Origin of the sequence: Robertmurraya sp. FSL R5-0851 (assembly GCF_038002965.1) — a bacterium.
Classification (GTDB): domain Bacteria; phylum Bacillota; class Bacilli; order Bacillales; family Cytobacillaceae; genus Robertmurraya_A; species Robertmurraya_A beringensis.
This window is the reverse complement of record NZ_JBBOOE010000001.1, coordinates 4,448,124-4,473,323: the sequence shown is the minus strand read 5'-3', so window position 1 is coordinate 4,473,323 and position 25,200 is coordinate 4,448,124. Positions and strand designations below refer to the sequence as shown.

General features: G+C 34.0%; 23 protein-coding genes. 19 read left to right on the top strand and 4 right to left on the bottom strand.

The features are described from left to right. The first annotated feature begins 32 nt into the window (after positions 1–32). The gene (gloA2, locus tag MKX65_RS22850; RefSeq protein ID WP_340905806.1) at positions 33–419 is read left to right on the top strand and encodes an SMU1112c/YaeR family gloxylase I-like metalloprotein; all 387 of its coding nucleotides are present in this window, start codon (positions 33–35) and stop codon (positions 417–419) included. A gap of 39 nt (positions 420–458) precedes the next feature. Here the strand turns inward: gloA2 and MKX65_RS22845 are convergent, their stop codons facing one another. Next, positions 459–782, bottom strand: coding sequence for an 8-amino-7-oxononanoate synthase (locus MKX65_RS22845; protein WP_340905804.1), 324 nt, complete (start codon positions 780–782; stop codon positions 459–461). After that, complete coding sequence (locus MKX65_RS22840; protein WP_340905803.1) at positions 779–1,696, bottom strand: HD-GYP domain-containing protein; 918 nt, start codon at positions 1,694–1,696, stop codon at positions 779–781. The genes MKX65_RS22845 and MKX65_RS22840 overlap by 4 nt, the downstream gene beginning before the upstream one ends. A 306-nt stretch (positions 1,697–2,002) precedes the next feature. Between MKX65_RS22840 and galE the strand changes: the two genes are divergently transcribed. Further along, on the top strand, positions 2,003–2,992 hold the full coding sequence (galE, locus tag MKX65_RS22835; RefSeq protein ID WP_340905802.1) for a UDP-glucose 4-epimerase GalE: 990 nt from the start codon (positions 2,003–2,005) through the stop codon (positions 2,990–2,992). A gap of 47 nt (positions 2,993–3,039) precedes the next feature. Here galE and MKX65_RS22830 read toward each other — a convergent pair whose 3' ends face one another. Both MKX65_RS22830 and MKX65_RS22825 read right to left on the bottom strand, forming a co-directional pair. After that, entirely contained in the window at positions 3,040–4,095 is a 1,056-nt protein-coding gene (locus MKX65_RS22830) for a C40 family peptidase (RefSeq protein WP_340905800.1), read from the bottom strand. A 158-nt stretch (positions 4,096–4,253) separates the two neighbouring features. Beyond that, complete coding sequence (locus MKX65_RS22825) at positions 4,254–5,033, bottom strand: SGNH/GDSL hydrolase family protein (protein ID WP_340905798.1); 780 nt, start codon at positions 5,031–5,033, stop codon at positions 4,254–4,256. 192 nt (positions 5,034–5,225) lie between these two features. On the opposite strand from MKX65_RS22825, the gene MKX65_RS22820 reads away from it, so the two are divergent. The 17 genes from MKX65_RS22820 (at position 5,226) to MKX65_RS22740 (ending at position 25,123) form a co-directional block, all read left to right on the top strand. Then, positions 5,226–5,963, top strand: a complete 738-nt coding sequence (locus MKX65_RS22820; RefSeq protein ID WP_340905796.1) for a YveK family protein — start codon at positions 5,226–5,228, stop codon at positions 5,961–5,963. Next, the gene (locus tag MKX65_RS22815) at positions 5,953–6,657 is read left to right on the top strand and encodes a CpsD/CapB family tyrosine-protein kinase (RefSeq protein ID WP_340905795.1); all 705 of its coding nucleotides are present in this window, start codon (positions 5,953–5,955) and stop codon (positions 6,655–6,657) included. Before MKX65_RS22820 ends, MKX65_RS22815 begins: the two co-directional genes overlap by 11 nt. 90 nt (positions 6,658–6,747) lie before the next feature. Further along, the gene (locus MKX65_RS22810) at positions 6,748–7,512 is read left to right on the top strand and encodes a tyrosine-protein phosphatase (RefSeq protein WP_340905794.1); all 765 of its coding nucleotides are present in this window, start codon (positions 6,748–6,750) and stop codon (positions 7,510–7,512) included. Between the two features lie 118 nt (positions 7,513–7,630). After that, on the top strand, positions 7,631–9,451 hold the full coding sequence (locus MKX65_RS22805; protein ID WP_340905793.1) for a polysaccharide biosynthesis protein: 1,821 nt from the start codon (positions 7,631–7,633) through the stop codon (positions 9,449–9,451). 234 nt (positions 9,452–9,685) lie between these two features. Then, the gene (locus MKX65_RS22800; RefSeq protein ID WP_340905792.1) at positions 9,686–10,054 is read left to right on the top strand and encodes a type II secretion system protein; all 369 of its coding nucleotides are present in this window, start codon (positions 9,686–9,688) and stop codon (positions 10,052–10,054) included. Positions 10,055–11,216: 1,162 nt separating this feature from the next. Beyond that, positions 11,217–12,227, top strand: coding sequence for a virulence RhuM family protein (locus tag MKX65_RS22795; RefSeq protein WP_340905791.1), 1,011 nt, complete (start codon positions 11,217–11,219; stop codon positions 12,225–12,227). 140 nt (positions 12,228–12,367) lie between these two features. Continuing rightward, complete coding sequence (locus MKX65_RS22790; RefSeq protein WP_340905789.1) at positions 12,368–12,682, top strand: DUF6329 domain-containing protein; 315 nt, start codon at positions 12,368–12,370, stop codon at positions 12,680–12,682. 929 nt (positions 12,683–13,611) lie between these two features. After that, positions 13,612–14,727: a DegT/DnrJ/EryC1/StrS family aminotransferase gene (locus MKX65_RS22785; RefSeq protein WP_340906368.1), complete on the top strand. Its 1,116-nt coding sequence runs from the start codon at positions 13,612–13,614 to the stop codon at positions 14,725–14,727. Then, complete coding sequence (locus MKX65_RS22780; RefSeq protein ID WP_340905788.1) at positions 14,727–15,371, top strand: sugar transferase; 645 nt, start codon at positions 14,727–14,729, stop codon at positions 15,369–15,371. The genes MKX65_RS22785 and MKX65_RS22780 overlap by 1 nt, the downstream gene beginning before the upstream one ends. Next, on the top strand, positions 15,368–15,988 hold the full coding sequence (locus tag MKX65_RS22775) for an acetyltransferase (protein WP_340905787.1): 621 nt from the start codon (positions 15,368–15,370) through the stop codon (positions 15,986–15,988). Before MKX65_RS22780 ends, MKX65_RS22775 begins: the two co-directional genes overlap by 4 nt. After that, a complete protein-coding gene (locus tag MKX65_RS22770) occupies positions 15,988–17,082 on the top strand; it encodes a glycosyltransferase family 4 protein (RefSeq protein WP_340905786.1) in 1,095 nt (364 codons plus the stop codon). The genes MKX65_RS22775 and MKX65_RS22770 overlap by 1 nt, the downstream gene beginning before the upstream one ends. 42 nt (positions 17,083–17,124) lie before the next feature. Further along, on the top strand, positions 17,125–18,219 hold the full coding sequence (locus MKX65_RS22765; protein ID WP_340905785.1) for a glycosyltransferase family 1 protein: 1,095 nt from the start codon (positions 17,125–17,127) through the stop codon (positions 18,217–18,219). Positions 18,220–18,274: 55 nt separating this feature from the next. Next, complete coding sequence (locus tag MKX65_RS22760) at positions 18,275–19,489, top strand: glycosyltransferase (RefSeq protein ID WP_340905784.1); 1,215 nt, start codon at positions 18,275–18,277, stop codon at positions 19,487–19,489. Then, on the top strand, positions 19,461–20,570 hold the full coding sequence (locus MKX65_RS22755) for a glycosyltransferase family 1 protein (protein WP_340905783.1): 1,110 nt from the start codon (positions 19,461–19,463) through the stop codon (positions 20,568–20,570). The genes MKX65_RS22760 and MKX65_RS22755 overlap by 29 nt, the downstream gene beginning before the upstream one ends. 544 nt (positions 20,571–21,114) lie before the next feature. Next, positions 21,115–22,377, top strand: coding sequence for a hypothetical protein (locus MKX65_RS22750; protein ID WP_340905781.1), 1,263 nt, complete (start codon positions 21,115–21,117; stop codon positions 22,375–22,377). Between the two features lie 115 nt (positions 22,378–22,492). Continuing rightward, the gene (locus MKX65_RS22745) at positions 22,493–23,503 is read left to right on the top strand and encodes a glycosyltransferase family 2 protein (protein WP_340905779.1); all 1,011 of its coding nucleotides are present in this window, start codon (positions 22,493–22,495) and stop codon (positions 23,501–23,503) included. Positions 23,504–23,665: 162 nt separating this feature from the next. After that, on the top strand, positions 23,666–25,123 hold the full coding sequence (locus tag MKX65_RS22740) for a flippase (RefSeq protein ID WP_340905778.1): 1,458 nt from the start codon (positions 23,666–23,668) through the stop codon (positions 25,121–25,123). Positions 25,124–25,200 lie beyond the last annotated feature (77 nt).

Sequence of the window (25,200 nt, the reverse complement as noted above, 5' to 3'; positions counted from 1 at the left end):
GGGCCGAAATTTTGAAAAGGCAGGGACAAGATATGAAACTAAACAAAATTCATCACATTGCCATCATTTGCGGCAACTATGAGAAATCAAAGGAATTTTATACTGAAATCCTCGGACTAACACCAAAAAACGAAGTCTATCGGCAACAGAGAGACTCCTACAAGCTTGACCTAGAGGTGAACGGCCAATACCAAATCGAACTCTTTTCGTTTCCAAATCCTCCAGATAGACCGAGCTTTCCTGAAGCGGCAGGGCTAAGACATTTGGCATTTGAAGTAGAGAATATTGAAGAAGCAGTAGAAGAGTTAGTCAAGAAGAGAATTGAGGTAGAGACGATTAGAGTGGATGAATTTACAGAGAAAAAATTTACGTTTTTTGCGGATCCTGATGGATTGCCTATTGAATTATATGAAAAGTAAAACCTCGGTATTTTTTACCGAGGTTTTACTTACTTTTAATTAAATTAAAACTACAGGAGGATCAATTCCTAAAACTGGTTGTCCGTTAACTGTTAGCCAGATATAATAGTGGTCTATTTCTTTATTAATAATTGTTTCAATCTTAGCAATCATAGCTTCTTGGACTTCAAATGAAATTCTAGCTGTCTCTTCACCAAGTGGAACACCCTTTAATCCTAATAAATCAGCAATGGCACGTGCTTCTTCATAAGAAACTTCTACATACTTATCGTTTTCTGGTAAATAAGCTGCTTTGGCAGGTGAAACTGCAATGCTGATAGTAAAAATTAATAATGCTACAAAAGAAAATAATACTTTTTTCACTTTTCACTCACTCCTAGTATACTATCTTTTAATTCTATAAACTTATCAACAACTTCGGGATGATACATAGTTCCACGACATTGTAATAATTCATTAAATGCATATTCTGGGGATCTTCTTTCTTGGTAGACACGATCGGTTGTCATCGCATCGAAGGAATCAACGACAGAAATAATAGCAGCTTCCATAGAAATTTCATCTCCAGTTAACCCTTTCGGATAGCCCTTTCCGTCAAATCGCTCATGATGCTGTTCTACAATTTTTGCAACTGATGCAAGCACAGGGATATTTGAACCTTCTAATAAATTTCTTCCAATAGTAGGGTGTTTTCGCATGGTAATCCATTCTTCATCTGTTAACTTCCCAGGTTTTTTTAATATATTTTCAGGGATTTCAACCTTTCCAACATCATGAAAAAAGGAAGCTAAATTTAGCTTGAGTATTTGCTCAGAATCCATTCCCATTGCCTCACCAATTATCATAGAAAGACGAGTAATTCTTGTGCAATGATTAAGAGTATATCCATCTTTAGCTTCAATGGACTTTACTAACTCTATCATCTCATTCACAATTTTACTGTAGCGATGGAAAATTGGCTGAGAAGTAACATAAAGGAACTCAGTAGTCCCAACGGCTTGGAAAGTATAAACCTCTTTTACAGGATGTTTAAGGAAAGAATCTCCAGCTTTTAGGTTAGGAACCTTTTCATTATAAGGGAAGGTTTTTAGTTCTCCACTTAAGACAAGAAGATATTCTAGAGCTTCCCAACCCTCCTCAGGCTCCAATGCCCAATTTGCGCCATTATCCAGTTTATGATGAATGATCTCGGTTGAACTGCTTGAGGCAAGTAAGGATACTTGCAAACCCTTTACTTGAACAGTCTCAATAAAATCTTTTTCATTTATATTAATCATTGAGAATCCTCATTTCTAGTAAAAATCTTACTACTTACTATATTACATCGGAGAAGATTCCTATTTTTTAATAGTATAACTTTAAAAAACTTCCAATCTACTAGGAAAAAACAATCATAAATCCATTATATAGAAAATGCATCTTTATTAAAAGCGAGAAATAAGAAATATATCCAAGAAGTTTGTGAATATTCACAAAAAGAGTAGTAATCCCTAAAGGGGTGTAGGTTGCTTCAACTAGAAATAGAGTGTAATATGTCGTTAGGTATTTTATCATAAATTGGAAATTTTAGGAGTTGTGGTGAAATGAAAATTTTAGTGACTGGTGGAGCTGGTTATATCGGTTCCCATACATGTGTGGCATTACTAGAGGCAGGACATGAAGTTATCGTAGCAGATAATTTAAGTAATAGTAAAATAGAGGCGTTAGATAAGATTAAGCAAATTACTAATAAAGAAGTAGTTTTTTACCAAGTGGACGTAACAAATGAATCAGAGGTTGAATCGATTTTTAACAATCATAAAATCGATGGGGTTATTCACTTTGCAGGTTACAAAGCAGTTGGAGAGTCGGTCGAGAAGCCAATTTCCTATTACTACAACAATGTTGTAAGTACATTAGTTTTAAGTAATGCTTGTTTGAAGTATGGAGTACAGCGCTTTGTCTTTAGTTCCTCAGCAACCGTTTACGGCGACAATAAAGTACCATTCGTTGAAACAATGGATCTTTTACCAACAACTAACCCGTATGGGGAAACAAAAGCTATGAGTGAAAGAATTCTAACGGATATTGTAAAAGCAAATCCATCCTTCTCGGTTGCATTACTTAGATACTTTAATCCAGTGGGTGCTCATAAAAGTGGTCTAATTGGTGAGGCTCCAAATGGTATCCCTAATAACCTCATGCCTTATGTAACTCAAGTAGCTAAAGGGAAACTAGATAAATTAAGGGTGTTTGGGAACGATTACCCTACTCCAGATGGTACAGGGGTTCGGGATTATATTCATGTAGTGGACTTAGCTGAAGGACATGTGGCAGCGCTAAACGATTTAACTACAGGGGTTAAAGTATTCAATCTAGGGACTGGTAAAGGTACAAGCGTACTAGAGCTCATTCATGCTTTTGAAAAAGCAAACGAGATCAAAGTTCCGTATGAAATTGTTGATCGAAGAGCTGGTGACATTGCTTCTTTTTATGCAGATACCCAAAAAGCTGAGAAAGAACTAGGTTGGAAAGCAAAGCTTGATGTAATTGATATGTGCAAGGATGCTTGGCACTTTGAAAGAAATCAATGATGAAAAGCCACGAATACCTTCGGGATATTCGTGGCTTTTGTTGCTGTCTAATAAAATCTCTTAAACCCATCAAATCGTTGCTTATAATACGAGTTGTCAAGGCTAGTAATCATAACACCCTTGGTTCCATCTGCGTGAATAAATTCATTGTTTCCGAGATAAATTCCCATATGAGAGATACCAGCTTTGTATGTATTTTCAAAGAATACTAGGTCCCCAACCTGAGGTTGGTCCACATAATAGGAACGACTATAGTAACCATCGGTAGAATAGCGTCCAATCTTCGTTCCAGTCTGATTGAATACATAATGAATAAAGCCGCTGCAGTCAAAGCCAGAAGGAGTGCTTCCTCCCCAAACATAAGGAACTCCCATCAGAGTTTTTGCAAAATCAACCACTGGTGTAGCCGTAGGTGTTGGAGTTGTTACCGCTTCTGTAGGTGGGGTTGAAGCACCCGCCTTACTTACTAGTAATTTTTGACCAACATAAATCCGATCAGAAGTTAGTCCATTAAGTGTTTTTAATTCTTGGACCGTTAGCCCGAACTGTGGAGCAATTTTCCCTAAATAGTCACCGCTTCTTACAATATATTCGCTTACAGATGGAGTAGTTGTTGGGGTCGTAACAACTGGTGTAACTGGCGCTGGTGTAGAAACAACAGGTGCAGTAACAGGTGAACTTACTGTACTAGAAGGGGCTGATACCACAAACTTCTGTCCAGGATAAATTAAATCATTTGTTAGGTTATTCCATTTTCTGAGATCATTTAAAGAAATATTATAGATTCGAGCAATCTTGCTTAAACTATCTCCAGCTACAACAGTATGGGTTTTTACTTCAGTTGTGGTTGGTGTAACAACTGGAGTCTGTACGGTTTGAGTAGGAGATGAAGCTTCGACCACCTTTAAAACCTGGTTAATATAAATCATATCAGTAGATAACTGATTTAAGGATTTTAATGACGAGACAGTGGTGTTGTGTTTCACTGCAATACGAGTCAAGGTATCTCCTTTTTGTACAGTATAGGTGCTAGCAAGTGCTTGAGTGGCAAAGGTAGAAGTTAGTAGAACAGCGGACGTAAGAGATACGACTTTTTTCTTCATTTTTTGACAAATCCTCCTAATCTATGAAAAATAACTACTTCTATCTTACCATATATAAGAGAAAATAGAGGATTTTGTTGGATAAACAGGATAAATGTTCTAGAAATTTTAAAGTGTACAAAAAAAGACAGCAGATAACAATATCTACTGTCTTTCATTTATTGGCTTATAAACCGTTGAACTAAGTAATCTGCCCAAACGCGATGTCCTTTTTCATTCGGTTGATTGTATTCATTTAAATATTCGCGTATTTGCTCAGACATAGGGTCAGGCCAACTTGTCCAGTGATCGAGATAGGGTATTCCTTGTGCCTCAGCGAATGCTTTTAACTCTTCTACTTGTGTTTTATAAAGCTTTGGTTGGTACAAGGGATTTGGAGGCTGGAGAATAAATGTTGTATTCGGATTCGATTCTTTTACCTCATTAATCACAGATGAGATATTCTCTAGGGTAGCTTCAATCGGAACAACCGCATTATCACTTAAGATAAAAGGCTCCCAGATAATCAGGTCTGCTTGATTCGCAATGAATTCTGCTTGCTTTCCAGATTCAACAAACTCTGATGTAGTTTCTGTGTAGGTCCTTGATTCAATAGAAATAACATTTTCTCCATATGTAGCTACCACTTCATTCTGAAATAAAATAGGCCAAGAAGATTCACCTTCACCTAGTTGTTCTGATCCAACAATAAGAATATGATAGGGACGATTTTCAGATAGAGCAGTTTGGAAATGCATTTTTTCTTGCTCAGACCAATTGGTTGTGTAATTTAGGACTGGCTCCACTTGCGCAAATGCTTCCGAACCTTCCTCCGAAACAGTAGCTTGTTGACTTGAACCACTTCCTGTTACTTCGGTTTTCTTTTGCCAATGTAAGTTCCCGAGAATAAGTAGAATCAAACATAAAAGTCCAATCATAGTGGTAAAAAAGGCTCGCAAAATTGATCACTCCTATTGATTTGTTAATTGCTGTAAATTTAAAAAGAGTAGTAGGATTTTATAAAAAAACAGTTATTATTAAGAAAGACGAAAAAATGATTCTACAAAATCATATAAAGTATGACAAAAACCACCAGATTTTACAACATTATATGATATAATACTATGAGTTTTTCATTTTAGGAGGATATGATGGAAGAGACAATAAGTTTAAAAGAACTATTTCTAACGTTAAAAAAACGTCTTAGTTTAATAGCTTTAATTACGATTCTATTTGCAACAATTAGTGGTTTGATTAGTTATTTTTACCTTACTCCGATTTATCAAGCATCAACGCAAATCCTTGTAAACCAATCAAAAAATGAACAAAACACTTACAGTGCTGGTGAAGTTCAGACCAACCTTCAATTAATCAACACGTACAACGTCATTATTAAAAGCCCAGCTATCCTAGATTTAGTCATTAAAGAACTTGATCTAAATATGACAACGGGCCAGCTAAATGGAAAAATTACCGTTCAAAGTGAGCAAAACTCTCAGGTAGTGACCATTTCTGTTCAAGACGCAGATCCAAATTTAGCAGCTGATATAGCGAATGAGACGGCTTCCATTTTCCAAGCAGAAATCAAAGACATTATGAATGTAGACAATGTTAGCATCTTAGCTAAAGCAGTAGTTTTAGACAATCAATCTCCAATTAAGCCGCAGCCATTAATGAATATCGCCATTGCCCTTATCGTAGGGTTGATGATCGGTGTTGGGTTAGCGTTTCTAATGGAGTACCTTGATAACACAATCAAGACAGAACAGGATATAGAGCAAACATTAGGACTACCTGTACTAGGTGCTATCCCAACCATTCAAGAAACCGTGCCAGAAACAAGCCGTTCAAGCAAAACACGTACAAGAGGTGAGAGAGTTGGCGTTTAAAAAAGAAAAAAAATCAAAGGTGTCGGACTTTAAGCGTAAGCTCGTAGTAAAGAACGATCCTAAATCTCCTGTATCAGAGCAATATCGTACGATCCGTACCAATATTCAATTTTCACAAATAGATAATGAAATCCGTACGTTAATGGTTACTTCATCCGGACCTGGAGAAGGGAAATCTACGACTGTAGCCAATTTAGCAACTGTGTTCGCTCAACAGGGAAATAAAGTCCTGCTGGTCGACGCGGATATGAGAAAACCAACCGTTCACTATACTTTTAGCATTACGAATACATTCGGGCTAACAACTGTACTAACCAAGCAATCCGACTTAGATGATGCCGTAACACAAATTGATACATCAAATTTATATGTATTACCTTGTGGGCCAATTCCCCCGAATCCATCCGAACTACTTAGCTCACGTTCTATGGATGAGTTTTTGGAGACAGCTTTAAAAGTGTATGATCTGGTAATATTTGACACTCCTCCTGTGTTAGTGGTGACAGATGCTCAGCTACTAGCGAATAAGTGTGATGGAACGGTGCTAGTTGTTTCATCAGGTTTCACAGAAAAAGAAAATGCGGTAAAAGCGAAAGAACAGCTAACCACATCAAAAGCCAAGTTATTAGGGGTTATTTTAAACAATAAGAAGCAAGACCAATCTCAATACTATTACTATTATGGTGGCAAATAGGAGTTAATTGCCAGTTTAATAGGCAAATGGTATGATATGTATCGGTATTGAATAATCTCAGATTAAAATATTTGGAGAGTAGTGAATGATATGATTGATATCCATTGTCATATCCTCCCATCTCTTGATGATGGAGCGAAGGATATAAGTGAGTCCGTTGCAATGGCAAGAGAAGCGGTAAAGGAAGGCATTGATACAATTATCGCTACTCCCCATCATAAAAACGGGCGTTATGACAACAATAAGCAAACGATTATTGAAGAGGTAACCAAGTTGAATGAGGTACTTCAGAAGGGACAAATCCCCTTGAAGATTCTCCCAGGTCAGGAAACGAGAATCTTTGGTGAATTTCTTGAAGAAGAAGAGCTTATTCATATCCTTCCATTAAATCAAACTCAATATGTATTCGTGGAGCTCCCTTCAGGTCATGTACCTAGATATACCGATCGATTACTATTTGATATTCAGCTAAAAGGATTAACACCGATTATCGTTCACCCAGAACGAAACACAGAAATAATCACGAATCCGGATATTTTATACAACCTCGTCAAGAAAGGGGCTCTTACTCAACTAACAGCTTCAAGTGTAGCAGGATATTTCGGGAAGAAAATCCAGAAGTTTTCCACACAGCTGATCGAGGCAAATCTTACTCATTTTCTAGCATCTGATGCACATAATGTGAATAATCGAACATTTTTGATGATGGATGCGCTAGATATCGTGGAGTCTAAGTTCGGAAATGACATGGTCTACTTCTATACAGAAAATGCAGAACTACTAATTGAAGGAAAGAACGTGATGAAAGAGATTCCAGAAAAAGTGAAAGTAAAGAAGTTTCTAGGAATCTTTTAATTGGAAGTCAATATCTAAGAAAAAATATATGAATTATATGTCTTTTCTTAGATATTTTTATGCTCATAACGCTTTAAAGCGTTACTACGAGCAAATATTTAGAAAGGGGAGGGTACGATTGTCTTTTCAAAAAAGGTTAACATTTTTAACCGTGTTAGACTCACTTATCGTTTTAACAGCCATCTATATAAGCTATATCATACTCCATCCGACAGTCCAGGTCTTTACATACAAGACCCTATTGATTAGTTCCGTTACCTTACTGGTTAGCCATCATATCTTTGCATCATATTATCGTTTATATCAGAAGGCCTGGCAGTATGCGAGTGTCGGAGAACTAGTAGCCATTGTGAAAGCCGTGAGCTTTGCGGTTATGTCAGCAGCAGTTGTTCAATTAGTTCTATTTCAGGACATCTATGTAAGGGCGTTATCTCTTGCATGGATGATGCATGTGTTATTGATCGGTGGCTCAAGGTTTTCATGGAGAGTATACCGAGATCGTTATATTAAGCCGAAAAGTGAACAAGAAAGAGCACTTATCGTTGGAGCAGGAGCAGCAGGAACTCTACTTGCGCGCCAATTATTAAATAATCAAGATGCGGGAATTGTCCCAGTTGCTTTTATCGATGATAATACACACTTACTAAAGCTTGATATACATGGAATACCTGTTGTTGGGACATCAGTGAGTATTCAAGAAGCAGTAGAAGAGTGGAATATTGATAAAGTAATCATTGCCATTCCATCACTTAGTAAAAAAGAAATGAATAGCATTTTTCAGGAATGCGCAAAAACCAAGGCGAAAACAGTGATTATGCCAAAAGTGGAAGATGTGATGATCGGACGAGTTTCTGTAAAACAATTCCGCGATGTTGAAGTGGAAGACTTACTTGGTCGTGATCCAGTCGAGCTTGATATGGATAGTATTTCGAAAAAGATTACTGGTAATACGATTCTTGTAACTGGAGCTGGTGGATCAATCGGTTCAGAGATTTGCCGACAAGTAAGTAAATTTCAGCCGAAAAAGCTTTTGTTATTAGGACATGGCGAAAACTCCATTTATCAGATTGATATGGAGATTAGAAACAAATACAAAAATGATTTTGAAATCATTCCGATTATCGCAGATATTCAAGATCGTCATCGTATCTTCGAGGTGATGGAACTACATCGACCAGATGTGGTTTATCACGCAGCGGCGCATAAGCATGTACCGTTAATGGAGTACAATCCAAAGGAATCTGTAAAGAACAATGTAATTGGAACAAAAAATGTAGCAGAAGCAGCAGATACGTTCTCGATTGGAACGTTCGTGCTTGTTTCTTCAGACAAAGCAGTAAACCCAACGAATGTGATGGGATCCACGAAGCGGATTGCTGAGATGGTCATTCAGCATTTGGCACAACATAGCAAGACGAAGTTTGTGGCTGTTCGATTTGGGAATGTACTCGGTAGTCGTGGAAGTGTAATTCCTTTATTTAAAAAGCAGATTCAAGCTGGTGGCCCAGTAACGGTAACACATCCGGATATGACTCGATACTTTATGACGATTCCGGAAGCTTCTAGATTGGTGATTCAAGCAGGTGCTCTAGCTCGTGGAGGAGAAATCTTTGTTCTTGATATGGGAGAACCGGTTAAGATTGTGGATCTAGCGAAGAACCTTATTAAACTTTCTGGATATACAATAGAAGAAATCGGGATTCAATACTCGGGAATTCGCCCCGGAGAGAAGATGTATGAAGAGCTTCTTGGGGATAATGAAGTGCATAGAGAAGCGGTGTTTCCGAAGATTTTTATCGGGAAGGCTGTTTTGGGTGGATATGAGGAAGTGGAGTATTTAATCCATGAGTTTGTTCAGATGACTTCTATGGAAATTCAGGAGTATGTTCTGGGATTAGCGAATAAGAAAAGTGTACAAGAAAATGAATTTGTAAGTTAAAGTGGTGCTTTTATTCTAGATATACAGACGTGGATTCGTGTATCTAGAAGGTTTTTTGTCATAAGAAGTTTGGTGATGTCTCCTTACCGTTATCAATGGGGGCACTCGGCTATGCTGTGGGTGGAAACGCCTTAGACACGTTGGTTGTCATGGGTATGGTGTGAGGTGGGGTTAGATGCCCTAATTATTTATTTTGAAAAACCTAATTTTAATAGTACATGGAGGTGTTTTTATATGACCTCTAAGAAGAAGACAACTATGCGTTTGTTGAAAGAGAAAGGATTCACATTGATTGAATTGCTGGTCACCATGGTAATATTAGGAATTATTGCAATGATTGCCGTTCCAAGTGTAGTTGAGTTGCTAGAGAAGGCTAAAGTAGAGGTTTGTTTAGCCAATCGGTTAGAGTTGAGAAATAATTATTTAACATATATTCAGCTTGAGGGGATTCAAGACTCGTTGGTTGTGTTTAATGAATATTTTAATAATTATGGTGATGAGATATGTCCTGAACATGGAGTGGTTATCTATAAAGATGGTGAGGTATTGTGTAGCATTCATTCTGAATCTGGTGAAGAGAATGAGGATGTTCCGTTTTTATAGAAATTATTATTCTTTGATGAGGTTAGAGGATTATCTTTGTTTTGTTTATGATTGTTTGCTTGATTTGAGGGAATTGGGTAGGTGGTTAGATCTGCATTAGCTATAGTATGCACAATTTTTGAGGTTATGGGGTTACTTTGAAATAGATCATATGGTTGTTTTTAAAGATATGGGTTCTGAAAAAGATTGAGAGTGTCGGGGTTTTTGGAGACCTGAAATATTGGGGAAAAGATTGAATGGAGAAGTGGAAGTCAGAATGGTCAAGAGATAACCACGACATATTGTGTTAAAAACATTGAAAAATCATGAAAATATACAATATATGGGTTTATCTAAATGACATAGTACTATTTTGTTAGTTTATAAAGATAAAATGGTTAAAATTGGGTGTTTTGATTTTGGAAAACGTTGAATTGACGGGCTTTTTAGTAACCAAAAATATGGAAAAATATTGAATGGAGTTTAGGGAAGTCAGAATGGTCAAGAGATAAACGCAACATATAGTATTAAAATCAGTGAAAAGTCACGAAATTATACAATATATGGGATTTATCTATATAACATAGTACCATTTTGTTAGTATATAAAGATAAAATGGCTAAAATCAGGTGTTTTGAATTTGGAAAACGTTGAATTGACGGGCTTTTTGGTAACCAAAAATAATGAAAAATATTGAATGGAGTTAAGGAAGTCACTATTGTTATTAGATAACCACAATATATAGTATGTTTTTAACGAAAATTCCATCAAATATACAATATATGGATTTTATCTAATCAACATATTACCATTTTGTTAGTATAAAAAGATAAAAAGGTCATTTTTCACCTAATTTTTGGAAGTCTAGAAATTGAAAACGTTGAATTGACGGGCTTTTTAAATTCCTGAAAATGGAAAAATGATTGAATAAACATTGGGAAGTCAGAATGATGGTCAGATAACGTTATAGAATGCTAGATACACCAAGGTTTAAGCCATTTTCTAAACAGTAACTAAGTGTTTAAAAAGGTTTTATGTATTACCGTTCAATCACAATTAACACAAATTGTTGTGATAATAAATGTATATTGAATGGTGATGATTGATTGGGGATTAATACATGAGTATGTATGGCAGGCAGGTAAAATATTAGCTAATCAATCTAAATAAACGGGGTGATCTAATGGATTCGAAAATAATCATGTATCAGACTGAAGACGGATTAACTAAAATAGAAACAAATTTTGATGGTGACACTGTATGGCTTTCAATAGATCAAATGGCAGAGTTATTTCAGAGGGATAAATCTACAATCTCGCGACATATAAAAAATATTTTTACTGAAGGCGAGCTTGAACGTGATTCAGTTGTTGCAAATTATGCAACAACTGCGACGGATGGCAAAACCTATCATGTTGACTACTATAACCTCGATGTTATAATTTCAGTCGGTTATCGGGTAAAGTCGCTTCGTGGCACACAATTTCGTATCTGGGCAAGCAGTATCTTAAAAGAGTATTTGAAAAAAGGTTTTGCTATGAACGATGACCTTCTTAAGAACGCGGGTGGGGGTAATTATTTTCAGGAACTTCTAGAACGCATTAGAGATATTCGTTCAAGTGAGAAAGTCTTTTATCGACAAATACTTGATATTTATGCAACAAGTATTGATTATGATCCCAAGGCATCGGAATCAATGGAGTTTTTTAAAATAGTACAAAATAAAATGCACTATGCAGCTCATGGTTATACAGCTGCAGAAATTGTTTATTTGCGTGCTAATGCAGACAAAGACTTGATGGGAATGACATCTTTTGATGGTAAGAGTTTAAGAAAAGCGGATGCCTCAATTGCCAAGAATTATTTAAGTGAAGATGAGATAAAGATTTTGAATAGATTAGTTACTGCTTATTTAGAATTTGCCGAGCTACAGGCAATTAGACAAAGACCTATGTATATGAAGGATTGGATAGGGAAACTAGATGACTTTATAAAAATGAGTGGAAGCGAATTGCTAAATCATGCCGGAAAAATTAGCCACGAAAAGGCAAAATATAAAGCAGAATTGGAGTATCAAAAATATAAAGAACGAAGCAAAGCTCAATTAACGCAAGTTGAGAGAGATTTTATTGACCATATGAAGACTGCACAGAAGCAGCTTGAACAAGGAAAAGGTAAAAATAGTGGGAGATAAAAACGGTAGGTTCTAAAAACGCTGATTTGATGGCTTTTTGAGTAAGGATATTTTAAAAACGGATTGAATCCAGATACAGAAGAAGAGGGGGAAGTTTAGTATTTATGAGATAGATCGCGATTTGAGGGAGTGATGATTAAATGGAATCTTTGTTTGGAAGAAAAGTTCGTAATCTAGTGGAGTTAAAGGAAATTACTGAAAATACTATGAAACTGGGGCAGCGCGGTCAAAGATATATCATAGTGAAAGAAGTGGAGTTGGATTACAATGATTTTCACAGTTTTGCGAATGACTTTTTTAAGGACCAGCCTTGGATCACTGGGGTAGCAGGTGGGGTGAATGAAAACTGGGAGATCCTCTGCATTAGAGTCGTTAATAAAGATACTGATGATAAAGTTCTGGTTAACAGCGAAGGCTACGATTATCCAAGATATACGGCAATTGAAAATAATTAGGTAGGGCATGGTTACAAACTAAGATGAAGAAGTGAAAATCAAATATAAAATATTACATCAAAATGGCTGTGCTAAATATAGATTCTAAAAAATACAACTTTTATAAACCTAGCCTGCATTCATCAATCGAAAATGTCCATAGTCAAAAGCGGGTCCTTTCTGACTGAGCAAAGCTTAACTGAAGTTGATGTAATTAAAATGTCTATGGGTATGTAGGTTTGTTGGAACATATGGTTTTTTGTGAAATGAGAGAGTATTGAATGGTGAGCGTATGACGATTAGATAAAGATAAAAGGCTGAAATTGAATTTGAAAACGTTGATTTGACGGGCTTTAGGGGCTTGTAAATAATGGTAAATTATTGAATGGTCGTTGGGAAGTCACTATCGTTATTAGATAACCACAACATATAGTATATTTTCCAGAGAAAAACCCTTGAAATATACAATATATGGATTATATCTATTATGCATACTGGTCTTGGGGTCACTATGGGGTAGATAAATTAGATAAAAAACAGCCTTTTGTAAATATATGGATTATGAAAACGTTGATTTGACGGGCTTTTTTAGTTTGAATATTCTGTAAAAGGATTGAGTAAAACTTGGGAACTGAGTATCGTAGTTAGATTGAGTGCTAGAAACCTTGCGGGATAAGGGGCTGAGGCGTTTTTAGTGAGATTTATAGATTGATTGAATGGTTTATATAATAGGAAGAAACTCGGTTAAGAGTGATTTTGAAGTCAATATCTATTTTGTATTTGCTTGGTAGATTGAATAGATATTACGAGGTGGCTATGCTTTATAGATAACAATTTTAGTGGTTTAGAAGTTGGTTGGAGTGATTGCCTTATAGATTCCAAGTAAGTCCTAATCTACTAAAATATTAACTTAACAAGGGAAGGAAGTCTAGAAGATGGAGTCGACAAAAGTGAAAGAAAGAATATTCCTCTCTTCACCACATATGAGTGATGAAGGTTTTGAAATGCAATATATAAAGGAAGCTTTTGATACAAACTGGATTGCACCCCTTGGTGAAAACGTAAATGGATTTGAAAGAGAGCTTGCTGAGAAGGTTGGTTCTAAAGCTGCTGCAGCACTGTCTTCAGGAACAGCTGCTATTCATCTAGCTCTTAAAGCGGCGGGAGTTGGAGAAGGGGATATTGTATTCTGTCCAACACTTACTTTCTCTGCTACTGCAAATCCAATCATCTATCAAAATGCAATTCCTGTTTTTATAGATAGTGATTATGAAACGTGGAACATGAGTCCTAAAGCCTTGGAACAAGCATTTGAAAAATATCCAGAAGTGAAAGCAGTTATTGTTGTTCATTTATATGGCTTATCTGCAGATATGGATAAGATAATGGATCTTTGTAAGAAACATAATGTTGCGGTTATAGAAGATGCAGCGGAGTCATTGGGTACTTACTATAAAGGTAAGCATACCGGGACTTTTGGTGACTATGGCATCTTCTCTTTTAATGGAAACAAGATCATCACTACTTCTGGTGGTGGAATGCTAGTTTCTAATAATGAAGAAAGAATTGCTAAAGTAAGATTTTGGGCAACTCAATCAAGAGATCAAGCAAGGCATTATCAACATAGTGAATTAGGATTTAATTATCGGATGAGTAATGTTGTTGCTGGGATTGGTAGAGGGCAACTTAAGGTGTTAGATCAGAGAGTTGCGAAGAAGAATTATATCTTAGAGTTTTATAAGAAAGAGCTTGGTGGGCTTGAAGGTGTTGAATTCATGCCTAGTAATGAATGGGATGAACCGAATTACTGGCTAAGTTCGATTACTTTGACTAGTAAGGTACGACCAACTGATATATTTAATGCATTGGAAGCAGAGAATATTGAGTCAAGGCCGGTTTGGAAACCGATGCATATGCAGCCTTTCTTTGAGAGGTATGATTTTATTGGAGAAGGTGTTTCGGAGAAGTTGTTTGAGAATGGTGTATGTTTGCCGTCTGATACGAAGATGACGGATGAGGATTTAAAAAGAGTTGTTAAGACTATTAAAGGGTTGTGGTTAGAATAATGAAGAATTCCAAAGGTGGTATTTATAGAAGGTTTGTAAAAAGACCGATGGATTTCACACTTTCTTTAATAGCTATTATTGTCCTTAGTCCGATACTTCTAGTAGTTGCAATTCTTGTAAGAACAAAATTAGGTAGCCCTGTTCTATTCAAGCAAAAGAGACCAGGGCTTAATGAAGAGATTTTTCTGATGTATAAGTTTAGGACTATGACTGATGAAAGAGATGATAAAGGGGAATTACTACCTGACAGTGTTAGGTTGACGAAGTTTGGTAGGTTACTACGTTCTACATCTCTTGATGAACTACCGGAGCTTTTTAATATTTTGAAGGGCGATATGTCCATAATTGGCCCTAGACCGTTATTGGTGCAGTATTTATCCTTGTATAACAATCATCAAAAAAGACGTCATGAAGTCAGACCAGGGCTATCTGGTTTGGCGCAAGTTAGTGGTAGAAATGCGATTAGTTGGGAAGATAAATTTAATCTCGATGTTGAGTATGTGGACAATGTAAAATTCATTGAAGATTGGAAGATAATTTTTTTAACTATAAAAAAGGTTTTCATTAGAGAGGGCATTAACTCAGAAACTGCTGCTACGATTGAGCCTTTTAAGGGAACCAAAAAGGAAAGAATGGAAATATGAAAAACAAACTTTTAATAATTGGTGCTAGCGGCCATGGAAAAGTTGTTGCGGACATTGCAATAAAAATGAATAAATGGAACAGTATTGCTTTTTTGGATGATAATAAAAGCATTAAGTCATCTATGGGTATAGAGGTTATTGGAACTTCGGAAGAGATTTTTACGCATTTAGATGATTACGAAATATTTATTGGTATTGGGAATAATGTTACGAGACAAAAGATTCATGAAATGCTAGAAACAGTTGGTGCTAGTATTCCCGCATTAATTCACCCGAATGCGGTAATCGGAAGTCGAGTGAAAATAGGGAATGGGACAGCTGTAATGGCAGGAGCAGTAGTTAACTGTTGTTCTAGAGTAGGGAAAAGTTGCATTATTAATACCGGCTCTACAATAGATCATGATAATACTATTGGGGATTTTGTTCATGTATCACCAGGAGCCCATCTAGCTGGTAAGGTATCAGTCGGTCAAGGAACATGGCTAGGAATTGGTACTGTGGTAAGTAATAATGTGAACATCACTTATGGTTGCACAATTGGCGCAGGTACTGTAGTTGTTAGGGATATTACTGAGGTTGGAACTTATTTAGGAACTCCAGCAAGGAGAGTTAGATAATGGCAAAAATATTAATTTTGGCTAATCATGATCTTGGATTATATAAGTTTAGAAAGGAACTAATTCAAGATTTAATAAATAGAGGACATAATATATATATTTCATTACCAAATGGGAAAATGGTAGATACAATGATTAATATGGGGTGTGAATTTGTCGATACCGATGTTGATAGGCGTGGGCTAAATCCAATAAAAGATTTGAAACTATTAATATCTTATCTGAAATTATTAAAAAAGGTTAAGCCAGACATGGTTGTAACATACACTATTAAACCCAATATTTATGGGGGTATTGTAAGTACAATTAATAAAATTCCATATGCCGTTAATATTACTGGCTTAGGAACTGCATTTCAAAATCATGGATTTCTAAAAAAAATAATTACTTTGTTATATAAGATATCTTGTAAAAACGCTAAGGTTGTATTTTTTGAAAATCAGGAAAATCAACAACTCTTTATTGAAAATAAAATTGTAAGAGAAGAAAATACATGTAAGTTAAATGGAGCAGGAGTAAATCTAGAGGAATATAGGTTTAGTGAATATCCAGAAGAAAATGGAGAAATTCGTTTTTTATTTATTGGTAGGGTAATGAAAGAAAAAGGTATAGATGAGCTTATAGAAGTGACAAAACGTATTAAGAGGGAATATAAAAATGTGTATTTTGATATAGTGGGTCCTTTAGAAGAAGATTATCAGGATATAATTAAAAATTTAGAGAAACAAAGGATAATTAATTTTTATGGGTTTCAGTCGGATGTAAAACCATTTATTAGAAATGCTCATTGCTTTGTACTTCCATCTCACCATGAGGGGATGGCAAACACTTTGTTGGAAAGCGCTGCTATGGGGAGACCAATAATTACTAGTAATATTCATGGTTGCAAGGAGTCTATTATAAATGAAAAAAGTGGATTTTTATTCACTGTAAAAGATAGTAATGATTTGTATTTAAAAGTAAAAAAATTTATAGAATTGTCATATCAAGAGAAGACGAAAATGGGTGAAGTAGCTAGAGCATACGTTGCTGAGATGTTCGATAAACAAATGGTTGTTCAGATGACTATTAATAAATTAATGAATAAGGAGTGACACTTGAAAAAATTATTCTAATTAAAAGGAGAAATTCATAAGATGACAATTCGTGTACTTCATGTAATACATGGGATGGGGAGTGGCGGAGCAGAATCACTAATAATGAACATTTATAGAAATATTGATAGAACAAAGATACAGTTCGATTTTTTACTCCGTTATGAAGAGAATATGTATTTAGATGAAATTAAAGCTCTTGGTGGTAAAATTTATAGAATGCCACCTTTCCCAAAACATGCATTAAAGAACTATATTGAAACAAAAAAATTTTTTGTAAATAATAAGGAGTATAAAATTATTCATGTACATGCTAATGCATTAATATACATGAGCGCTTTAATAATAGCAAAAAATTCAGGAGTACCATGTAGGATTATGCATAGCCATAGTACAAAAACTGGAAGGAAATTTTATAGAATCGTACATGAGATTAATAAACTTTTTATTGGAAATCTAGCTACAAATTACCTAGCCTGTTCCGGTATTGCTGGAGAATGGATGTTTAAAAATAAAAAGTATAAGGTATTAAAGAATGCAATCGAAACTAGCAAATTTATATATAATAAAAATGTACGTGAAGAGATACAAACAGAATTAAAATTAGAGGGAAAGTTTGTTATTGGACATGTGGGTAGGTTTTTATATACCAAAAATCATGAATTTATTATTGATATATTTAAGGAAATCTATGTTCAAAATAATAAGGCGGTTTTAGTATTAGTAGGTAGCGGTCCATTGGAACAGAAAATAAGAGAAAAAGTTATTAAGTTGGGTCTTAAAGATAACGTAATTTTTACTGGTGTCCGAAGTGATGTATATAGACTATTACAAGCTTTTGATATATTTGTGTTTCCATCTCACTTTGAAGGGCTACCAGTTACTTTAATTGAAGCACAAGCATCTGGATTAAGATGTTTTGTATCTAGTGAAGTATCAAATGAAGCTAAAATATCTGAGTTATTGGAGTTCATAGACTTGCAAAAACCAGCAAAGTATTGGGCAAATAAGATCCTGAAATATTCCGCTGGTTATGATAGAGAGGATATGTATAAACAAATAAAAACTTCAGGATATGATATTAAAGAATTGACTAAAAATCTAGAAGATTTTTATCTAAAACAACAAAACTATTAGTTGAGAGATCCATTTTGATTATGGAGTATAATTAATACTATTATAAGGAGGCAAAATGAAACTTCTGTTTGTGTATGAGTCTCTAAGGGTTTTTGAAGATAAAGAAGGAAATTATTATACCGGATGGAGTCAGAAAATATGGGATAGATACCTTAATACTTTTGATAATATGAGTATGATATGTCGAAAAGATACTAAAATATATGAATACGAGTTTGCTAACAATCATTTTGAACTCCTCGATAAGGATAGGATAAAGTTTATTGAAATTCCTGACTTACATTCATCATTAAAATCTTACTTAAATAAAAAGACACGTTTGAATTTATATAAAAAAATAGAGCAAGAGGTAAAAGCAAGTGATTATATAATTGTGAGGTTGCCTAATAAAATTAGTGTCATGACCATAAATTTGGCAAAAAAATATAATAAACCCTTCCTAGTAGAGGTGGTAGGATGTGCATGGGACTCTCTTTGGAATCATAGCTACAAGGGGAAAATATTAGCATTTTCAAATTATATGTCGATGAAAAAAGCATTAAAAAGTGCACCCTATGCTCTCTATGTAACAAATGAATTTCTACAGCAAAGATATTTGTGTGATGGAAAAACTATTGGTGTTTCAGACGTAACATTGCCTGAATTGGATGAAAGAGTGCTACAAAATCGCATACTAAAAGTTAATACCTTAAAAGATCTTCAACCAATTATAATTGGAACATTAGGAGCAATTAATGTGAAATATAAGGGACAAGAGTATGTCATTAAGGCTATTTCAAAGTTAAAAAAGAAGGGTTATAACTTCGAGTATCACATTGCTGGAGGCGGTGATAACAGTTACCTAAAGTCTATAGCAGAAAAATATGATGTACTTGATCAAGTGAAATTTTTAGGAGCACTTCCCCATGAAGATGTATTCCAATATTTAGATAATTTAGATGTGTATATTCAACCAAGTAAAACTGAAGGTTTGCCACGGGCATTAGTAGAAGCGATGAGTAGGGCTTGTCCTGTGCTTGGGTCGCGAGTTGGAGGTATACCTGAGTTAGTTAATGAAGATTTCACTTTTAATAACGGTAGTGTCAGCGAAATTTGTAAACTGCTCAAGAAAATAGATAAGCAGACTCTAAAAAAAGAAGCATTACGAAGTTTTGAAAAAGCTAAAGTATATGAAAATAGTTATCTTGATAAAAGAAGAACTTCCTTTTTTGAAGAATTTATAGAAAGTGTTGGGATATGCAATGATAAGAGTATTACACGTTGTAAATAAGATGAATAGAGGTGGTATTGAAACATTTTTAATGAATGTTTTTCGAAATATTGATCGAACTAAGGTTCAGTTCGATTTTTTAACCTCAGAAACAAGTACACCAGGTGACTATGATGATGAAATTTACTCTTTAGGAGGACGTATTTATCAAGTACCTAGCAGAAAACAAGGGGTGTTAAATAATATAAAATTATTAAATTCGTTTTTTAGGAACCATCCAGAGTATAAAATAGTGCATGCTCATTTAAGTTCATTAACCAATGTTTCATCATTAAGAGTTGCAAAAAAATATGGAGTTTCACGTAGGATTGTTCACAGTCACAATACAAAAGAAGGTGGAAGTAGCTTACACAAATATATCCATCGGTTTAATCAATTATCGCTTAAATCTTACGCTACAGATTTTTTTGCATGCTCTGACTTGGCGGCAAAGTGGATGTACCCTAATGAACTATTTTTGAATAAGGAGTTCATGGTAATAAATAATGGCATTGAAACAGATAAGTTTAAATTTAATATGAATGTTAGAAACCAAAAGCGTAAAGAATTAGGCGTTGAAAATAATTTTGTTATTGGTCATGTGGGGAGGTTTTTCTCGCAAAAAAATCATGACTTTCTGATTGATATTTTTAAAGAATTTCATGATAAAAATAGTGATAGTGTATTAATGTTAGTTGGTGATGGTGAACTTAGATCCAAAATAGAAAAAAAAGTTGATGCTCTTGGGTTAACTGGGAAAGTAATTTTTACTGGTGTTCGATCCGATATATCTGAATTACTTCAAGCTATGGATATTTTTGTATTTCCATCACTACACGAAGGATTGCCTGTTACTTTAGTTGAAGCACAGGCATCTGGTTTGCCATGTATAGTATCTAACAATATTACTAAACAGGTTAAAATTACTAATAATATACAATATATTGATTTAACAACACCCATATCAACTTGGGTTGAGGAAATTATGGAGAAACGAATAAAACATTCTAGAAGAGACGAAGGTCAGAGTATTATTAATGCTGGGTTTGATATAGAAATAGTTGCTCAAAACCTTCAAGATTATTATTTAAGTTGCAAGTAGTCCTTGGATTGATGACTTTTTATTCTAGAAATTTATTCGACTTTCGAAAACTAAAACAAGCAAGCTTTTACTTGATGTGACTGAATTGATATGAAATTTAGTTCAATGTTTGACTTTGTATAAATGATCCTAATGTTATTTGAGTGTAACAATGGTAGTAGGATTCTTAGAAGGATTACAAAAAGGTACCTTATTAATGACATTATGATCTGTGCAAATATTTAAAGTTCCAAGGTTATTCCCACAGATTTGTTACTTACAACTTATCTTTGCTAGGTATATTAAACTTCAATGGTAAAGACAATATAGAACTAATGGTTGAATACTCAATTTTCATTTGTTAGGTAAAACACGAAGGTCGTGTTCTACTAAGTAGTTTACTTAATAATTATTAACTTAGAGAATAGTAAGCTATGTCTTTATATTTACGCTATTTTCACCTGTAACATCATTATACCTCAAGTAAAGATTTTCCAAATTCACGCAAAAAATTATCATGCGTGAAATAGAATCAGATTTTTAAATAGGAGCTGGGAGAAGTATTATGCTTGAGTTCGTAAATTTTATAGCGTTTTTATGGCTTAGTTTATGTTTATTCTTCGTTATAAATAGATTATCAAAAGGATACAAAAATGTAATATTATTTGTGTACATAGTATATTACATTTTTTTCGCCTTTCCTTTACTTTTAGACTTTCTTATAGGTAAGCCTAATTACTATACTTTTCCAGGATTTAGGCTTGCATCTAGAGATACTTTGACAGAATATATATATTCAATATATTTATGTATTATTCCTATTATTTGGATATTGACCACTAGGATTAAAAGAAAACAAAAACAGATGAAGTCATTTAATTTAAATAACAATTTCTTCAAAAGGATTTATCCCATTATTTATTTTCTTTTATTTACTCCGATACTAGCTGTTCTTTTTTCACCAAATCCTATGGTTTATCTAGAATACGGGGCTGCTGTAAAAGGGTTACTTGTAAATGAAAGTGAAAACTATCATGTTATAGTTGATCTATCAGTTAACATAAGCATTCTTTCTGTTATCTGGTTGCTTATATTCAGAAAAAATAAAATTCGAAGATATATAATATTATTAAGCCCTATAATATTCCTTTGTATCTGGATTAACGGAAAAAGATCAATTGTTGCACTTATTGCAGTTGCAATAGGTTACATTTTATGGCAGAAAGGATACTTAAGAGGTATAAAGTTTTATATCGCCATTACTTTTGCAGTTATTATTTTTGCTTTATTCACTAGCCTTTATCAATCTAATCTCAGATATGAAAGCCAAGGAATTACTGACTTCTATGATATATATGAAAATGTTAGAGTTGACTTTGGTAGGGATGATGTAACTAAATTTGCTATTTATACAACTCTTTATCCTGAAGAGGGTAAAATTTTAGAGTATCCTGGGCAAAGTTTTTTATATGATATAACCATGTATGTACCAAGAGAATTTTGGCCTGATAAACCTTTACCGTATGCTGTCTATATGACTGCTGCTATTTTTGGATTATCTCCTGAATATATAGGTTGGGGAATGACAACTAGTATTCTCGAAGAAACAATTTCTAATTTTAGTTGGATTGGAATGTTAATTGGTCCGTTAATAATATCTTTAATTTGTCGTTTAGGTGAGGGGAGTAATCATGAATTAGTCTACCTTTTGACCGTCCTGATTGCTTCCTTACTCTTAGTTTTGCAACTAGCAGCTTTTGCGCCAGTGTTTTTCCTTTGGATTCTTTTATTACTCATCTATAGGCGGAAAAAACGTTATATGTTGTAAATTATTAAGATAAAAAGAGTTAAAAACATTTGGTGGCATACTATATTATACGTTAAATCATAGTACGGGGTTTTAGATAAGGTTATTTATGGTTGTAAAAACGAGGTGTTTTCTTATGTTAAGTAAAGTTTCTATTGTTGTACCAATTTATAATGTTGAAAAATATATTCATAGGTGTGTAGACTCGCTACGTAATCAGACATATAAAAATATTGAGATTATATTAGTGGATGATGGGTCACCGGATAATTGCCCCATTATATGTGACGAATATGCAAAAATGGATTCTAGAATAAGGGTAATTCATAAAGAAAATGGTGGGTTATCAGATGCAAGGAATGTTGGGATCGATAAAGCAACGGGAAAATTTTTATTATTTATTGATGGTGATGATTATGTTGAATTGAATATGGTTGAAAGGTCTATAGAGGTAGCACAGTCGAGTAATAGTAATGTTGTTATATGGGGGTTTTTCGCCGATTATGTAGATGATAATGAAACCTTAATAAAATCTGTGGTTCATAAACATGAATCAGGGATTTTTAGAAAAAGTGAATATAAGAATATATTAATTGGAAAGAATCTTATCGGTAATTTAGGATATGCTTGGAATAAAATGTATGAATTGAGTTTGTTAAAGGAAAATAATTTTAAATTTACAAGAGGTCTCTCACTAGTTGAGGATATTGTTTTTAATTCTTCAGTACTTTCTCATTGTGAGAAAATTGCATTTTTGGATGAACCTTTAATTCACTATATGCAGCGATCTAGAGTTACATTGGGTACTAAATTTTATGAAGATTATTTTGAAATTAAACAGAAAGGCATAGAAGCTGTTGAAAATCTACTTTTGGCTTGGAACCAAGAACCTAGAGTTATTTCCAAAATAATAGGGTCTTTGGTATTCGAATCAATAAGAACGACTATAGGTCAATTAAGTAGGGCTAACAATCTTTCTAAAAGGGATAGAAAAGAATATTTAGATAGGATTTTAAGTAATCCGAACATTTATGAAGTATTAGAAGATACAGAACTTGCTTCGCTAAAGGATAAGGGTATATATAAATTAATCCAATTTAAACAAAGTTATTTATTATTATTATTTTATAGATTACTTCAAAAATAATGGTCTATAACTAATTCTCTGTACCCATAGAGGGAATAATTGTCTATTAAGTGGTATTTACTTTTAGTAAATACTAATGTTACGGAATGTTTATAAATCCTTCTTAAGTAAAAGGTAAAAAATAAAGCTTCTTGAAAGATGTAAACAATAAGGTGGTACCTCTTGAATATAAAAAGAAATTATTTATATAATTTGGCTTTTCAAGTATTAATAATGATATTACCATTAATAACTGTTCCATACGTTTCACGGGTACTTAAACCTGAAGGTGTAGGAACTTTCGCCTATACAGATTCTATAGTTCGATACTTTATACTGTTTGGTATGTTAGGGATTGGAATTTACGGTAATAAAATGGTAGCAATGGTAAGGGATGATAAGATACAGTTAAGTAAAACCTTTTTTAGTATCTATTATTTGCAGTTGCTACTTACAGGCATTTCACTAATTGCTTATCTTATTTTTGTGATTTTCTTTTTTGATGAATATAAAGTTATAGCATTATTACAAACTTTAGCTTTATTAGCTTGTGTAATTGATTGTTCATGGTTTTTTAGTGGTTTAGAACAGTTCAAAAAAATTGTTACAAGAAATATCATCATTAAAATTGCCAGTTTAATTGCTATCTTTATTTTTGTAAAAAGACCGGATGACTTAATGTTATATACCGTTATATTAGGCCTTTCTACTTTCTTTGGGCAACTAGTCATGTGGATATCTGTAAAAGAGTATGTTATCCCTGTGAGAGTTAAATTTAGAGAAGTTATTGATCATACTAAGCCGACTTTAATTTATTTCTTGCCTCAGATTGCAATACAAATCTATTTTGCAATAGATAAAACAATGTTAGGTATATTTTCAGGTACTAGTGAAGTTGGAATATATGATTATGCAGACAAAGTATTAAAAATTGCTGTGGCTGTTGTTACCTCATTAGGTACCGTTATGCTTCCTAGAATGGCAAATGTTTTTGCTAAAGGTGATTTAGAAAAGGCAAACAGCTATATCACTAAATCACTTGATTTTTCAACACTAATAGCTATTCCGATTATGTTTGGATTAGCTGGTACAGCTAAGGAGTTCATTCCATGGTTTTTAGGAGAGGAGTTTAACAGAAGTGCTTCAGTTTTAATAATATTAAGTCCAGCTATTTTTTTAATGGCTTGGAGTGGTGTATTCGGAACACAATATCTGGTCCCGTTAGGTAAGATGAAAGAATATAATATTTCAGTGTATATGGGAGCTATAGTAAATTTAATTATTAATTTTATTCTCATAAGACCTTTTGGGGCAATTGGAGCAGCGATAGGTACGCTATGTGCAGAATTTGCTGTTGTTTTAGTACAAATAATCTTTACAAGAGATCAAATGGATATTAAAAAAATTGCGAAAAAATCTTCTTATTATCTTATAGCAGGAATTGTTATGTTCAGCATGCTCAGACTTATTGGAGAGGCAATGGGTAGTTCAATTCTAACAACTTTTATCCAAGTAATGATAGGTATTTTAATTTATGTTACAATTGTTATTATTTTCGAATCATATTCGAAGGAAGGGCTTATTTTAACTGAGATAAAAAAAGTATGGTTAAGGTTAAAAAATAAGACATCACACTTATAGTATCGAGGGGCTTCTTTAATACGAAGAGATAAATATGCAATCAATTAGATATTTATTCAGTGGCATTACACTTATTA